Origin of the sequence: Caulobacter vibrioides OR37 (genome assembly GCF_000372645.1) — a bacterium.
GTDB lineage: Bacteria > Pseudomonadota > Alphaproteobacteria > Caulobacterales > Caulobacteraceae > Caulobacter > Caulobacter vibrioides_E.
Genome location: NZ_APMP01000018.1, coordinates 1 through 12,776, shown reverse-complemented (window position 1 = coordinate 12,776; position 12,776 = coordinate 1). Strand labels below are relative to the sequence as shown.

Sequence of the window (12,776 nt, the reverse complement as noted above, 5' to 3'; positions counted from 1 at the left end):
CGTTGCGTAAGGGGGGGAAGGCCATGAAGGTGTCCGCGAGCAGGCCCCTGGGCCTGTGGATGTGCACGGCCCTGGTGGTCGGCAACACGATCGGCTCGGGCGTCTTCATGCTGCCGAGCGCCCTGGCGCCCTATGGCTGGAACGCCATGATCGGCTGGGGGCTGACCATCGCCGGAACCCTCTGCCTGGCCTATGTCTTCTCGCGCCTGTCGCGGGCCTTTCCGCGCGCCGGCGGGCCCTTCGCCTATACAGAGGAGGCGTTTGGCAAGGCGCCGGGCTTCCTGATCGCCTGGTCGTACTGGATCTCGGTCTGGGTCGCCAACGCCGCCGTGGCCATCGCGGCCGTCAGCTACGCCAGCGTCTTCATTCCGGGCTTGGCCAGCACGCCGGGGCTGGCGGCCTTGACCACCATCGCGGTCGTCTGGCTGGCCACGGCCATCAACGCCCTGGGCGCGCGCTCGGCCGGCTGGACCCAGGTGGTGACCACGGTGCTGAAACTGGTCCCCCTGGTCGCCGTGGCGGGTTTGGCGCTGCACGTGCTGCTGACCAAGGGCGCCGGCGTCGTCGCGCCGTTCCAGGCCTCGACCCTGTCGGGCGGCGGGATCACGGCCGCCGCGTCTCTGACCCTGTGGGCGCTGCTGGGCATCGAGACGGCCAGCATTCCGGCCGACAAGATCACCGATCCGGCCCGCACCATTCCGCGCGCCACCCTGGTCGGAACCGCCTTCACCGGGGCGATCTATGTCCTGGTGTCCGCCGGCGTCCTGCTGCTGACCCCCGTCGCGGTGCTGAAGGCCTCCAACGCGCCGCTGGCCGACTTCATGGCCTATCACGGCCTGGGCGACCTGCGCGCGCCGCTGGCCGCCTTCGCGTCGATCAGCGCCCTCGGGGCCTTGAACGGCTGGGTTCTGATCCAGGGCGAGATGCCCGCCGCCATGGCCCACGATGGGGTCTTTCCGGCCTGGTTCGGCAAGCTTTCCAAGCGCGGCGTGCCGGTCCGCGCCCATCTGGTGTCCAGCGGACTGTGCACGGTGCTGGTGGCGATGAACTACGCCAAGTCGCTGGCCGACGCCTTCACCTTCATGGCCTTGCTCGCGACCGCCGCCACCCTGTTCGCCTATCTGGCCTGCTCGCTGGCCGTGCTGCGTCTGCAGGCCAGCAAGAAGATGGCGGCCGACCGCGCCCTGACCGTGATCGCGTCCCTCGCCGCGCTCTATTCGGCCTGGACCTTCTACGGCGCCGGCTGGTCGCCCACCCTGTGGGGGCTGGTGCTGCTGGTCGCCGGCCTGCCCGTCTATCTGTTCATGACCCGCGCCGCCAAGGTCGCGCCGGAGACCCTCGCATGACCACACGCTTCCTCGCCGCCGCCGCGATCGCGGCCCTGATCCCGGCCGCCGCCAGCGCCCAGGTGTCCTATGTCCACGCCGGCAAGCTGATCGACCCTCAGGCCGGCAAGGTGCTGACCGATCAGTTGATCCGCATCGAGGGCGAGAAGATCGTCTCGGTCGCTCCGTGGAAGGGCGCGCCCAAGGACGGGAAGGTGACCGACTGGAGCAAGCTGACGGTTCTGCCCGGTCTGATCGACATGCACACCCATCTGGTCGACCAGGAGCAGACCGAGAACATCGCCGAGCCGCTGCTGACCACGGCCGCCTATCAGTCGTTCATCGCCGCCGACCACGCCCGCAAGACCCTGATGGCCGGCTTCACCAGCGTGCGCGACGTCGGCACCTGGCGGGCGTTCGGCGACGTGGCCCTGCGCGACGCGATCAACAACGGCCTGGTGCCCGGCCCGCGCATGTCGGTGGCCGGCGCCTATATCACCATCCCGGGCGGCGGCGGCGAGGTCACCGGCATCGCCGACGACGTCAAGCTGCCCGACGAGATGCGGGCCGGCGTGGTCGAGGACGCCGCCGACGCCCATCGCAAGGCGGCCAACATCCTGGCCCATCACGCCGACTTCCTGAAGCTGATCGCCACCGGCGCCGTTCTGACCGTCGGCACCGAGCCCGGCCAGCTGGAGCTGACCGAGGACGAGATGCGCGCCGCCGTCCAGGAGGCGGCCAAGCGGGGGACCTACGCCACCGCCCACGCCCACGGCGCCGAGGGCATGAAGGCGGCGATGCGGGCCGGGGTTCGCTCGATCGAGCACGGCTCCCTGATGGACGACGAAGCCATCGCCATGATGAAGGCCAAGGGCGTGTTCCTGGTCGCCGACATCTATGACGGCGACTGGATCGACGAATACGGCAAGGCCCACGGCTGGCCCGCCGAGACCCTGCGCAAGAACTACGAGACCACCGAGACCCAGCGCGAGGGCTTCCGCAAGGCCGTCAAGGTCGGGGTCAAGATCGCCTTCGGCACCGACGCCGGCGTCTTTCCGCACGGCCTCAACGCCCGCCAGCTGCCCTATATGGTCAAGTACGGCATGACGCCCATGCAGGCGATCCAGTCGGCGACCACCGTGGCGGCCGAGCTGATGAGCAAGACCGGCCAGGTCGGCTGCGACGCCGCCGGCTGCTACGCCGACCTGATCGCCGTGCCCGTCGATCCGACCACGGACATCGCGTCGCTGCTCAAGGTGCCGAAGGTCATGAAGGGCGGGGCGGTGGTGAAGGACGAGCCTTAACACCGCTCGTCCGCGAGCGCGGACCCCGGGCTGATCGCGCCGGTCGCCGACCCGACGGCGAATCTTTGCCTTGGAGCCGCCACCGAATTGCCGTTTCCCCGGTGAAGCCTCACTGGAGGTTGTTCGGGGGGAGTCATGCGCGTTTTTTGTATCGCCCTGCTGGTGACGGCTTGCCTGTCGCCGTCCGTATCGTTGGCCCAGGCGCCGCCGAAGATGTCGGCCGGCAGCCCGGAGTTGCTGGACAAACATCTGATCGACATCGGCGGCGGTCGGAAGCTGAATATGGTCTGCATGGGCAAGGGAGCGCCGACCTTGGTCTTCGAACAGGCCTTGGGCGGGACGATCCTTGACTGGCAGCATATTCAGGTCGAGCTCAGCAAGACCAACCGCACATGTTTCTATGACCGCGCGGGCTATGGCCAGAGCCCCGCCTCCGATCAGCCTCGAACGCCGCGCAACGTCACCGATGATCTGCACGCTCTGTTGCGCAAGGCCGGAGAGCGCAGGCCGGTGGTGCTGATCGGCCATTCGATCGGCGGCCGCTACGCGCCATACTACTACGAGCGGTTCCCAGCCGATGTCGCTGGCATGGTGCTGGTCGATCCAGGGTTCTATGGCCAAGACGACCTGGGCCTGTCCGCCGCCGACCAAACGTTCTTCGATGGGCTGCGGACCAAGGTCTACGCGAAGTGGTCGAACTGCGCGGCCAAGGCGCGTAGCCACGAGATCACACTGGAGGCCACGCAGGGCTGCTTCGCCGCGAAGCTTCCCTACTACACGCGCGACGAGGCCGCGCGGATGCTGCCGGTCTTCCAGAGACCCGAACGATGGGAGACGATCGCCTCCGAATACGGCCATATCGACGAGGACAAGGGACCTCGGAAGACCTGGGGCGATCTGCCCTTGGCGGTGCTGACGCGGACCGAGTTTCCACCCACGCCACGCGCCTCCGAAGCCTTTAACCAATCGGTCGAGGCGGTTCTCAAGCGAGGACACGCGGCCTTGGCGGCGCGGTCTAGCCGAGGCGAGAACATCACCGTTCCGAACTCCAACCACTACATGCAAGCCAACCAGCCAGGGCCCGTCTTGGCTGCGATCCGCAAGGTCGTCGCCGAAGCGTCAGCGGGAGCTTCTCGATAAGGCTTCAGGTCGCGGCGCGGGTCTTCCAGCGTAAAGGCAAGCGCGTTGTCGGCTGGCCCAGTTCATGCATTGTGCGGCGCAGCGCATTTTCGTTGTGCGGGGGCGAAACAACTGTCACACCCGCGCGCTTAGGTGCATGTTGAACGTCGTCCAAGGAGGTCGCCATGACCGAGAACCACTATTACGTCCGCCCGGTCGCCGGGGTGTGGCATGTGACCTGGAACGACTCGGCCGAGCTGATCGGCTCCTATTCCTCGCAGCATGAAGCCGAGGCCCTGGCTCAGCTGCTGGCCCGCCACATGCGCGTTCAGGGCCGCAAGGCCGAGGTTCATGTGGACGAGCCCGAAGCGCGCACGCCGTCGTGGGCTCGCAATCGGACGGCCAGCCTGGCCGTTGCTTAACTAGGCCTTTAAGCCAGCCAGGACCGAATGGTCCGCTCCAGGATCGCCCGCGCCGCCTCGGGACCGAAGGTGCGCGGGTCCAGGCAGAGTTCCAGCCATAGACCATCGACCGTCGCCGTCAGGGCGATGGCCGCCGCGCGCGTGTCGGTCGCGCCTGCCTCCGCCAGCAGGGTCTCCAGCCGCGCGCGGAAATCCGCGTAGGAGGCGGCGTGGATCTCGGCCATGCGCGGCTTGGTCTTCACCAGGCTCCAGAAGCCGATCCAGGCCGCCAGCAGGCGCTCGTCCAGCACTGGCGGCGCGAAGCTGGCGGCCAGATAGGCCAGCAGGCGGTCGCGCGGCAGCGGCCCGGCGGTCTCCAGCGCCGCGTCCAGGGCGGCGTCGATTCGTTGACCGACCGCCTCGTAGGCCGCGGCGATCAGGTCGTCGACGCCCGCGAAATAATGGCGCAGCAGGCCGGGAGAGACGCCGGCCTCGGCGCAGATGGCGCGCACGCTGGTTCCCCCGACTCCCTCCCGCGCCAGCACGGTCTCGGCGGCGGCGACGAGGGCCTGGCGACGCACGTCGGGCGCCTCGCGGGTGAAGGCGGCGCGACGGGACGCCCCCTCCGTCACGCCGCGTATCCGCGCCGCGCCACCTCCCCCGCTTGGCGGGGGAGGAGAACCGCCATCCTCACCCGTGAAACGGGGGAGGTGGATCGCTGCGGATACGCAGCGAGACGGAGGGGGCGCTTGGCGACCCTCACCATCCCTCCGGCGGCCGCGCCAGGCGGCTCTCCGGGATCAGGGCCCGCATCTTGCGGCCGAAGCTCCTCAAAGACACCTCGCTGGTCGCCAGCGGCCCGGCGGTGAAGGTCCGCGAGGCCATGCCCTGCTGGACGCGGGCCACCAGCTCGGTGTCCTCGGCGTTGACCTGGCGGTTGATGCGCCAGTTCAGATACCGCGCCGCCTTCATCTCGCGGCGGTCGTCGGGCAGGGCGTAGGCGATCTCGCGGATCATCGTCTGGGTGGCCGAGACCGGGATGAACTGCATGAAGTCCACCTGGTCCGGATAGATGTCGAAGGCGAAGTTCGGCCAGAGCTTGAAATAGGTCCACAGCCGCTTGCGGTCGGCGGGCAGGTGTTCGACGTCGGGCAGCAGGTCCTGATAGAGCCGCTCGGACGGGCTGTCGGATGGCTCGTCGATCAGCTGGCCCCACATCTTGTCGACGAAGGTCTGGGCCTCGACGCCATAGCCCTTGCCAAACAGCCGGGTCAGGCCGGGATGGGCCACCGGAATGTGCAGGCCGTCCGAATAGTTGTCGCTGATGTTCTTCCAGTTGACGTCGCGCGGCCGCAGGGTGACGCGGCCGAACGGCCGCAGCTCCTCGAAGCGGTAGTGGGCGACCTCGTCCTCGTAGGGGGCCATCATGGCGGCGACCGACGGGCCGTCCCCCTCGATCCGCGCGAAGACGAAGCCGCGCCAGATCTCGGTCTCGATCCGGGCCAGGCCCTCCTTGGCCATGTCCAGCGCCGGATAGTCATCGCGCATCGGCACGCCGATCAGTCGGCCGTCCAGATCATAGGTCCAGGCGTGGTAGGGGCAGACGATCCGGCCGCCGCAACGGCCCGCCGGCCCGTCCAGCAGCCGCGCGCCCCGGTGGCGGCAGACATTGGCGAAGGCCCGCGCCCCGCCGTCCTTGCCCCGTACCACGACCAGGCTTTCGCCGACGAACTCGAACGTCTGGAAGTCGCCGGCCTTGGGGATGTCGTTCAGATGGCAGACGATCTGCCACGACGGGCGGAAGATCTTGTCCTGCTCTTCCTTGAAGAAGCGCTCGGAGCCGTAGATCCAGCCGGGGAGACCCCAGTCAGCGAGGGGGTCGTGGTTGGGGATGGCGGTCATCGCGGAGAGCCTCCGATGAAAGCGCTCTCCCTCCCCCTTGGATGGGGGAGGGGCAGGGGTGGGGGTGACACGGGTTCCGGATGGAGCGCGGCCGGCTCGGCGGCCACCCCCATCCCCAACCCTTCCCCCATCAAGGGGGAAGGGGGCATGAGCCTGATCACCGTCCCGCCGCCGACAGCTTCACCGCCGTCGCGAAATCCCTGTCGCGCAGGATCTCGCGCGCGGCGTTGCGGCCGGGATTGCCCGACACACCGCCGCCGGGGTGCGTGCCGGCCCCGCACATGTAGAGGCCCTTGAGCGGCGCGCGGTGGCTGGCGTGGCCCAGGAACGGGCGCGTGGCCCACAGCTGATCCAGCGACATGTGGCCATGCATGATGTCGCCGCCGATCAGACCGAACTTTCGCTCCAGGTCCAGCGGCGAGAGGATTACGCGGCCCAGCACCGAGGCCTTGAAGCCCGGGGCCCAACGCTCGACGGTGTCGATGATCAGGTCGGCCGCGGCCTCGCGCTCGTCGTCCCACGACCGGGCGTCCGGCAGGGTCGGCGCGAACTGCTGGCAGAACAGGCTGGCGACGTGCTGTCCGGGCGGGGCCAGGGTGGTGTCGATGGTCGAGGGGATCAGCATCTCGACGATCGGCGCCTTGCTCATGCCGCCCGCCTTGGCGTCGCGATAGGCCGCGTCCATGTAGTCGAGGCTGGGAGCGATGACGATCCCCGACTGGTGGTGCTCGGCCGCGTCCTTGCCGAGCAGGCAGGTGAACGACGGCAGTTCCGACAGCGCCACGTTCATCCGGAAGGTGCCCGAACCGTTCTTGTAGCCATCGACGGCCTTGCGGAAGTCGGCGGTCAGGGCCGAGGGCGGGACCAGCTTCTTGTAAAGCAGGGCCGGATTGACGTTGGCGCTGACGATCGGGGCCATGACCTGGCGACCGTCGACCAGCTGTACGCCGACCGCCTTCTTGCCGTCCACATGCACCGCCTCGACCGGGGCGTTCAGCAGGATTTCGACCCCGGCCGCCTCGCAGGCCTTGGCCATGGCCTGGGTGATCGCCCCCATGCCGCCGACCGCGTGGCCCCAGGCGCCCTTCTTGCCGTTCACCTCGCCAAAGGTGTGGTGCAGCAGCACATAGGCCGAGCCGGGCGTGTCAGGGCTGGCGAAATTGCCGACCACGGCGTCGAAGCCGAACGCCGCCTTGACCGCGTCGCTTTCGAACCAGCCGTCCAGCACGTCGCGGGCGCTCTTGGTGAACAGGTCCAGGAGGTCGCGCTTCCTCTCGCGGGAGAGCCCGGCCAGACGTCCGCCCTGGCGCAGGGCGCGCAGCAGGCCGGGCAGGCCGTCGCCCAGGTTCGGCGGCGTCTCCTGGGCGAAGTCGCGCAGGATGTCGCCGATCTCGTCCAGCATCGCGTAATAGGCCGGCAGCACCTCGGCGTCGCGGCGGCTATACTTGCGGAACTGCTCCTGGGTGCGCTCCAGCCCGCCGCCCAGCTTCAGATACTTGTCGTCGCTGATCGGCAGGAAGTTCGAGATCGGCCGCTCCAGAAACGTCAGGCCGTAGTCGCGCAGCCCCATGTCGGCGATGACGCGCGGGTTCAGCAGGCTAACCGTGTAGCTGGCCACCGAGTTGCGGAAACCAGGGTGGAATTCCTCGGTCACCGCCGCCCCGCCGACCACGCCGCGCGCCTCGCAGACCGTGACCCGCATCCCCGACTTGGCCAGATAGAAGGCGCAGACGAGGCCGTTATGTCCCCCGCCGATGATCACGGCGTCGCGGCTGGTGGTGTCGGCCATGCTGTCTCTCCCCGAATGCGGCGAGAAGTGTTGCTATACGATCGTATAATAAGCAAGAGGCCGCGATCCGCGTTGAACTCGCGCGTCGGCGGTTCTAGATCAGCGCCTCCTCTTTCCGGGAAGGACCCCGCCATGGCCAAGCTCCTGCCGCTCCAGTCGTTCAGCCTGCGGGAGACCGAGGACGGCTATCGCCTGCTCGTCTCGGCGATCGGCGGCGAGTCGATCCATGTCTCGATCACGCCCGAGCAGATGGACGACATCATCGACAGCCTCGAGAACGCCATGGGCGGCGAGGAAGGCGGCGAGGAGGAGGGCGAGGACTAAGAGCTCGCCAGTCCGGCCAGGGCGCGCAGGCCCCGCGCCAGCGTCTCTCGCTTGCTCGCCGCGCCCAGCGAGATGCGCAGACCTTCGCCCGCCGCCCCAGGCGCCCGGAAGGCGTCGGCGCCGACCAGGGCCAGGCCGCGTTCCTTGGCGCCGGCGTCGGCCTTCGCGCCCGGCAGCCAGACGTGCAGGCTCTCGGATCCGCCCGCCGCCGTCGGCAACAGTTCGGCCGCCAGCGCCCGGCGCGCCATCGCCTCGTCGCGCACGCCCGCGAGCACGCGGCCGGCCACGCCCTCGCGGATCCAACTGGTCGCCACCGCCGCCATCAGCGGCGCGGGCATCTGGGCGACCGCGTGCAGGGTCTCCGCCGCGCCCTCGGCCCGTCCGGGCGGGGCGACGATATAGGCCAGGCGCAGGCCGGGCGAGAGCGCCTTGGCGGTGGTCGCGGCATGGAACACGCCCTCGGGCCACAGGCTGGCCAGGGCGGGAAGCGGCTCCAAGGGCAGCAGGCCGTAGGCGTCGTCCTCGACGATCATCACCCCGGCCCGGCGGGCGACCTCGACGATCGCCTGACGTCGCGAGCGGCTCATGGTCGCCGCCGTCGGGTTCTGAAAGGTCGGGGTGCAGCACACGAGGCGCGGATGATGCTCCGCGATCAGCCGCGCCAGCGCGTCCGGCGACAGGCCCTCGTCGTCCAGCGGGCAGGCCACGACCTTCAGTCCCCGCCGTGCGGCGGTGGCCAGCAGGCCCGGATAGGCGAAGGCCTCGGCGATGATCGTCTCGCCTGGCGCGGCCAGGTGGTCGAGCAGGGCCGACAGGGCCGTCTGGGCGCCGCTGGTGACGATGACCCGGCCGGGATCGACCTCGCCGAGCACGGGCGCTAGCCAGGCCGCGCCGGCCTGACGCTGGGCCAGCGAGCCCGCGCCGGGGTGATAGGCCATCAGCGTCGCCGGGTCGGTGCGGGCCAGGATCGCGCCGGTCGTCTCGCGCAGCAGGGCGGCCAGGTTCAGCCCGGCCGGCGGCGGAGGCAGGTTCATTGACAGATCCACCAGGCCCGCCTCGTCCTCGCCGGTGCGGGCGCGGATGAAGGTGCCCCGTCCGGCCGCGCCCTCGATCAGGCCGCGCTCGCGGGCCAGGGCGTAGGCGCGGGTGACGGTGGTGAAGTCGATTCCGACAAGACGGGCGACCTCGCGCTGGGCTGGGATCTGATCGCCGGCCTGCAGCTCGCCCTCGGCCACGGCGGCCTCCAGGGCGGCGGCGATCCGGCGATAGGCGGGACCATCGGCGCTGGCGACGCGGCGCAGCCACGCGGCGGCCGGATTCGGTGATCCCTGAGTTGCGGGCATCCAAGGAGATCCATACATTATTCGCGTAATGTATGGATCAATAACGCGATTGTAGGAAGGGGCCTCCGATGGCCGACCAAGACATCTATGACTCGCCGACGCCCATTCAGGCGGGCCTGAAATGCTGCTGCCCGCGCTGCGGCGAGGGCAAGCTGTACGCGGGCTTCCTGAAGCTGGCGCCGAAATGCGACCGTTGCGGCCTGGACTATGGCTTCGCCGACCCGGCCGACGGCCCGGCCTTCTTCGTGATGAGCGGCGTCGGCATCGTTGTCACGGCCGTCTTCGCCTGGGTGGAGATCATGTACCAGCCGCCGGTCTGGGTGCACTTCGTCACCACCTTCCCGGCCCTGATCATCGGCTGCTTGGCGACGCTGCGTCCGGTGAAGGCCTGGCTGGTCGCCTCGCAATATATCAACAAGGCCGAGGAAGGCCGCTTCGAGAGCCTGGGTCGCCACGACTACGACCCCCGGCGGCTCTGACGGTTGGATTTAAAGCCTGCTTATCGGGTTTGGACGGTTCGATCCAAACCAGACGGGCTTCAGGTCAGCAGCGCCTGTCCGCGACGGTTCAGTTCGTCCTTGATCTTGCCGGCCGCCATCCCCAGCAGGCCCGGCAGGGACAGGTCCAGACGCGCGTGATCGTCCAGCACCTGGACGACGCCGGTAATGGTCTGGCCCATGGCCACGGCAGAGAAGTTCAGCACGTCGCCGGCCCAGCTCTGGGTGAAGCGGCTGGCGTCGCCGCCGGGGATCTGTCCGGCCAGCTGCGCCAGACCCTCTTCCAGCCGGCGGCGGGCTTCGGCCGCGCCCAGGCGGTGGGAGATGTTGATGCTGACGGTCTTGGCCATGGAATCCTCCTGAAGCGCTGTCCCGACGAAACGCGGCCGCGACGGCCGTGGTTCTATACGTCCGAATTTGGCGTATGCGAAGGCCAAGGTCGCCTCATCAGATGAGGACGCCGACATGACCGACTTCGCCATGACCCAGCCCTTCGCCGCGCGACGCCGTTTCACCCGTCCGGGCCGTCCGGGCGGCGTCCTGGGCGCGATCCACTATGCCGGCGTGCTGCTGGTCTGGCTGGCCCTGTTCGTCGTCGACCGACCCCTGGCGCTGAAGGTGATGGCCGAGCGCCGCGCCGACTCGCCGATCCCCCGCCGTTGGGGCTGGTGAGCGCGGAGGGCTGGTCGGACGCCGCGAACGGCGCCATGCCTGTCCCATGCCGATCGTCGTTTCCGCCCGCCCGGTCTCCCACCCGCTGAAGGCCCCGTTCCGCATCTCGCGCGGGGTCAAGACGACCGCCGACGTGGTCGAGGTGACGGCCTCGGCCGACGGTGTCGTCGGACGGGGCGAGAGCGTGCCCTATGGCCGCTATGGCGAGACCGTCAAGAGCGTGCTGACCCAACTGGCGCCGGCCTTAGCCAGCGCGGACGTCGAGGCCGCCCGCGACGCCCTGCCCGCCGGCGCGGCCCGCAACGCTCTGGATCTGGCGCTGTGGGATCTGAACGCCCGTCGCACCGGCGTCAGCGTCGCGAGCGCCACGGGCTTGCCGATTCCGCCCGCCCTGGTCACCGCCGTGACCGTCAGCCTGGATACGCCCGAGGCGATGGGGCAGGCCGCTCGCGCCGTCGCCGACGCGCCGCTGATCAAGATCAAGCTGTCGGCCGAGGACCCCGCCGCGCGCCTGCGCGCCGTCGCCGCGGCGGCGACGGACTCGCGCTTCATCGTCGATCCGAACGAGGGCTGGACCTTCGCGATCCTCAAGGACCTGAAGCCTCTGCTGGCCGACCTGCCGATCGCCCTGGTCGAACAGCCGCTGCCGGCCGACGCCGACCAGGCGCTGGAGGGCTGGGACCCGCCGTTCACGATCTGCGCCGACGAGTCGGTGCATGTCGGCGGCGACCTGGCGGCGCTGCGCGGCCGCTACCAGGCGGTGAACCTCAAGCTCGACAAGACCGGCGGCCTGACCGAGGCGGTGTCGATGCTGCGCGCGGCCAAGGCCCTGGGCTTCCAGCTGATGACCGGCTGCATGGTCGCCTCGTCGCTCGGCGTCGCCCCGGCCCTGCATCTGGCGGGCGCGAGCGACTTCGCGGACCTGGACGGCCCCTGGTGGCTGGCGATCGACCACCCGGGCGGCCTGCGCGTGGCGCGCGGCCGGATCACGCCGCCGCGACCGGGCTTTTGGGGCGACGCGGCGCCAGCCGAGGGGCTGTGGCTGTAGGGCCCCACGTTACGCTTCTTTTTTCCTCCCCCTTTTTGGGGAGGGGGACCGGCGAACGCCGGTGGAGGGGGCGCTATTCAGAACCGCTGAGCGGACCCCCTTCGTCTCGATGCGTATTCGCATCGATCCACCTCCCCCAAAGGGGGAGGAGGAATAGGACCGCGCCTACCTTCCCAGCTTCTCGATCAGCGCCATCGCCGCCGCCGGGTTTCGCACCTTCGCGCCGGCGATGAAGTAGGCGAACACATCGCCGCGTTCGGCCCAGGTCCGGGCCTGCGTCACCACCCCGTCCAGCTCCTCCGAGCTCATGCCCGTGGGTTCGTCGGCCTTGCTCGACATCAGCCTTGCATAGGTGAAGTCGGCGGTCGGCTGGTCGATGCAGGGCCAGGTCGGCTCCTCGTCGTCGACCGCGTAGACGATGGCCGCGCCGTACTTGGCGGCCAGGTCATAGAATTCCTGGCAGGCGAAGGTCGGGCTGCGAACCTCCAGCGCGTGGCGCAACCGCAGGCCCTTTAGGTCCTTCGGCAGTAATTTCAGGAATCCCTCGAAGTCCGCCGGATCGAACTTCTTCGTCGCCATGAACTGCCAGTTGATCGGGCCAAGCTTGGGGCCCAGCTCTTCAAGGCCCTGGGACAGGAATTTCTCGAGCGAGTCGTTGTTCTCCGACAGCACCCGGCGGTTGGTGCAGAACCGGCTGGCCTTGACCGAAAACACGAAGTCGTCGGGCGTCTCGTCGCGCCACTTCTGCCAGCTGTTGGGCTTGAAGGTCGAATAGTAGGTGCCGTTGATCTCGATGCTGGTCAGCTTTGACGCGGCGTATTTCAGCTCGTCCTTCTGCTTGAGATCCTCGGGATAGAACGTCCCGCGCCAAGGCTCGAACGTCCAGCCGCCGATGCCGGTTCGGATCTTGCCCATGCGTGGATGTTCCCTTGATGTTCTCGCGAAAGTTAGGCGAGGTTTCGCGGGGCGTCGAGAGGCAATAGCGCCCCCTCCGTCACGATGCTGACGCATCGTGACACCTCCCCCGCGATGTGGGTGGGGAGTCTACTCGT

General features: G+C 69.0%; 14 protein-coding genes and 1 pseudogene. 9 read left to right on the top strand and 6 right to left on the bottom strand.

Features of this window, described 5'->3' with window-relative positions; all coding sequences use genetic code 11:
* Positions 1 to 23: 23 nt before the first annotated feature.
* The 4 genes from OR37_RS13515 (at position 24) to OR37_RS13500 (ending at position 4,170) form a co-directional block, all read left to right on the top strand.
* Entirely contained in the window at positions 24 to 1,346 is a 1,323-nt protein-coding gene (locus OR37_RS13515; protein WP_004620794.1) for an amino acid permease, read from the top strand.
* Positions 1,343 to 2,629: a metal-dependent hydrolase family protein gene (locus tag OR37_RS13510; protein ID WP_004620792.1), complete on the top strand. Its 1,287-nt coding sequence runs from the start codon at positions 1,343 to 1,345 to the stop codon at positions 2,627 to 2,629. Before OR37_RS13515 ends, OR37_RS13510 begins: the two co-directional genes overlap by 4 nt.
* A 135-nt stretch (positions 2,630 to 2,764) precedes the next feature.
* Positions 2,765 to 3,769, top strand: coding sequence for an alpha/beta fold hydrolase (locus OR37_RS20785; protein ID WP_004620789.1), 1,005 nt, complete (start codon positions 2,765 to 2,767; stop codon positions 3,767 to 3,769).
* Positions 3,770 to 3,933: 164 nt separating this feature from the next.
* Complete coding sequence (locus OR37_RS13500) at positions 3,934 to 4,170, top strand: hypothetical protein (protein WP_004620787.1); 237 nt, start codon at positions 3,934 to 3,936, stop codon at positions 4,168 to 4,170.
* A gap of 8 nt (positions 4,171 to 4,178) precedes the next feature.
* Here OR37_RS13500 and OR37_RS13495 read toward each other — a convergent pair whose 3' ends face one another.
* On the bottom strand, positions 4,179 to 4,790 hold the full coding sequence (locus tag OR37_RS13495; RefSeq protein WP_035017416.1) for a TetR/AcrR family transcriptional regulator: 612 nt from the start codon (positions 4,788 to 4,790) through the stop codon (positions 4,179 to 4,181).
* Here OR37_RS13495 and OR37_RS22165 point away from each other — a divergent pair.
* A pseudogene (locus OR37_RS22165) lies at positions 4,763 to 4,849 on the top strand (hypothetical protein); the annotation flags it as partial. The gene OR37_RS13495 and the pseudogene OR37_RS22165 sit on opposite strands and share 28 nt — an antisense overlap.
* A gap of 59 nt (positions 4,850 to 4,908) precedes the next feature.
* Here the strand turns inward: OR37_RS22165 and OR37_RS13490 are convergent.
* A complete protein-coding gene (locus tag OR37_RS13490; protein WP_004620784.1) occupies positions 4,909 to 6,051 on the bottom strand; it encodes an aromatic ring-hydroxylating oxygenase subunit alpha in 1,143 nt (380 codons plus the stop codon).
* Positions 6,052 to 6,208: 157 nt separating this feature from the next.
* Entirely contained in the window at positions 6,209 to 7,840 is a 1,632-nt protein-coding gene (locus OR37_RS13485) for a phytoene desaturase family protein (RefSeq protein WP_004620782.1), read from the bottom strand.
* 132 nt (positions 7,841 to 7,972) lie between these two features.
* Here OR37_RS13485 and OR37_RS13480 point away from each other — a divergent pair, with 132 nt between their 5' ends.
* The gene (locus OR37_RS13480) at positions 7,973 to 8,164 is read left to right on the top strand and encodes a hypothetical protein (RefSeq protein WP_004620779.1); all 192 of its coding nucleotides are present in this window, start codon (positions 7,973 to 7,975) and stop codon (positions 8,162 to 8,164) included.
* Here OR37_RS13480 and OR37_RS13475 read toward each other — a convergent pair.
* Entirely contained in the window at positions 8,161 to 9,525 is a 1,365-nt protein-coding gene (locus OR37_RS13475; protein ID WP_165570617.1) for an aminotransferase-like domain-containing protein, read from the bottom strand. The two genes, OR37_RS13480 and OR37_RS13475, sit on opposite strands and share 4 nt — an antisense overlap.
* A 50-nt stretch (positions 9,526 to 9,575) precedes the next feature.
* On the opposite strand from OR37_RS13475, the gene OR37_RS13470 reads away from it, so the two are divergent.
* Positions 9,576 to 9,986, top strand: a complete 411-nt coding sequence (locus OR37_RS13470) for a DUF983 domain-containing protein (protein ID WP_004620776.1) — start codon at positions 9,576 to 9,578, stop codon at positions 9,984 to 9,986.
* Positions 9,987 to 10,045: 59 nt separating this feature from the next.
* Here OR37_RS13470 and OR37_RS13465 read toward each other — a convergent pair whose 3' ends face one another.
* Entirely contained in the window at positions 10,046 to 10,354 is a 309-nt protein-coding gene (locus OR37_RS13465; RefSeq protein ID WP_004620774.1) for a polyhydroxyalkanoic acid system family protein, read from the bottom strand.
* Between the two features lie 115 nt (positions 10,355 to 10,469).
* Between OR37_RS13465 and didA the strand changes: the two genes are divergently transcribed.
* On the top strand, positions 10,470 to 10,676 hold the full coding sequence (gene didA, locus OR37_RS13460) for a DNA damage-induced SOS-independent cell division inhibitor A (protein ID WP_004620771.1): 207 nt from the start codon (positions 10,470 to 10,472) through the stop codon (positions 10,674 to 10,676).
* 46 nt (positions 10,677 to 10,722) lie between these two features.
* Positions 10,723 to 11,724, top strand: coding sequence for a dipeptide epimerase (locus OR37_RS13455; RefSeq protein WP_004620768.1), 1,002 nt, complete (start codon positions 10,723 to 10,725; stop codon positions 11,722 to 11,724).
* A 165-nt stretch (positions 11,725 to 11,889) separates the two neighbouring features.
* On the opposite strand, the gene OR37_RS13450 is transcribed toward OR37_RS13455, so the two are convergent.
* A complete protein-coding gene (locus OR37_RS13450) occupies positions 11,890 to 12,639 on the bottom strand; it encodes a DUF72 domain-containing protein (protein ID WP_004620767.1) in 750 nt (249 codons plus the stop codon).
* Positions 12,640 to 12,776 lie beyond the last annotated feature (137 nt).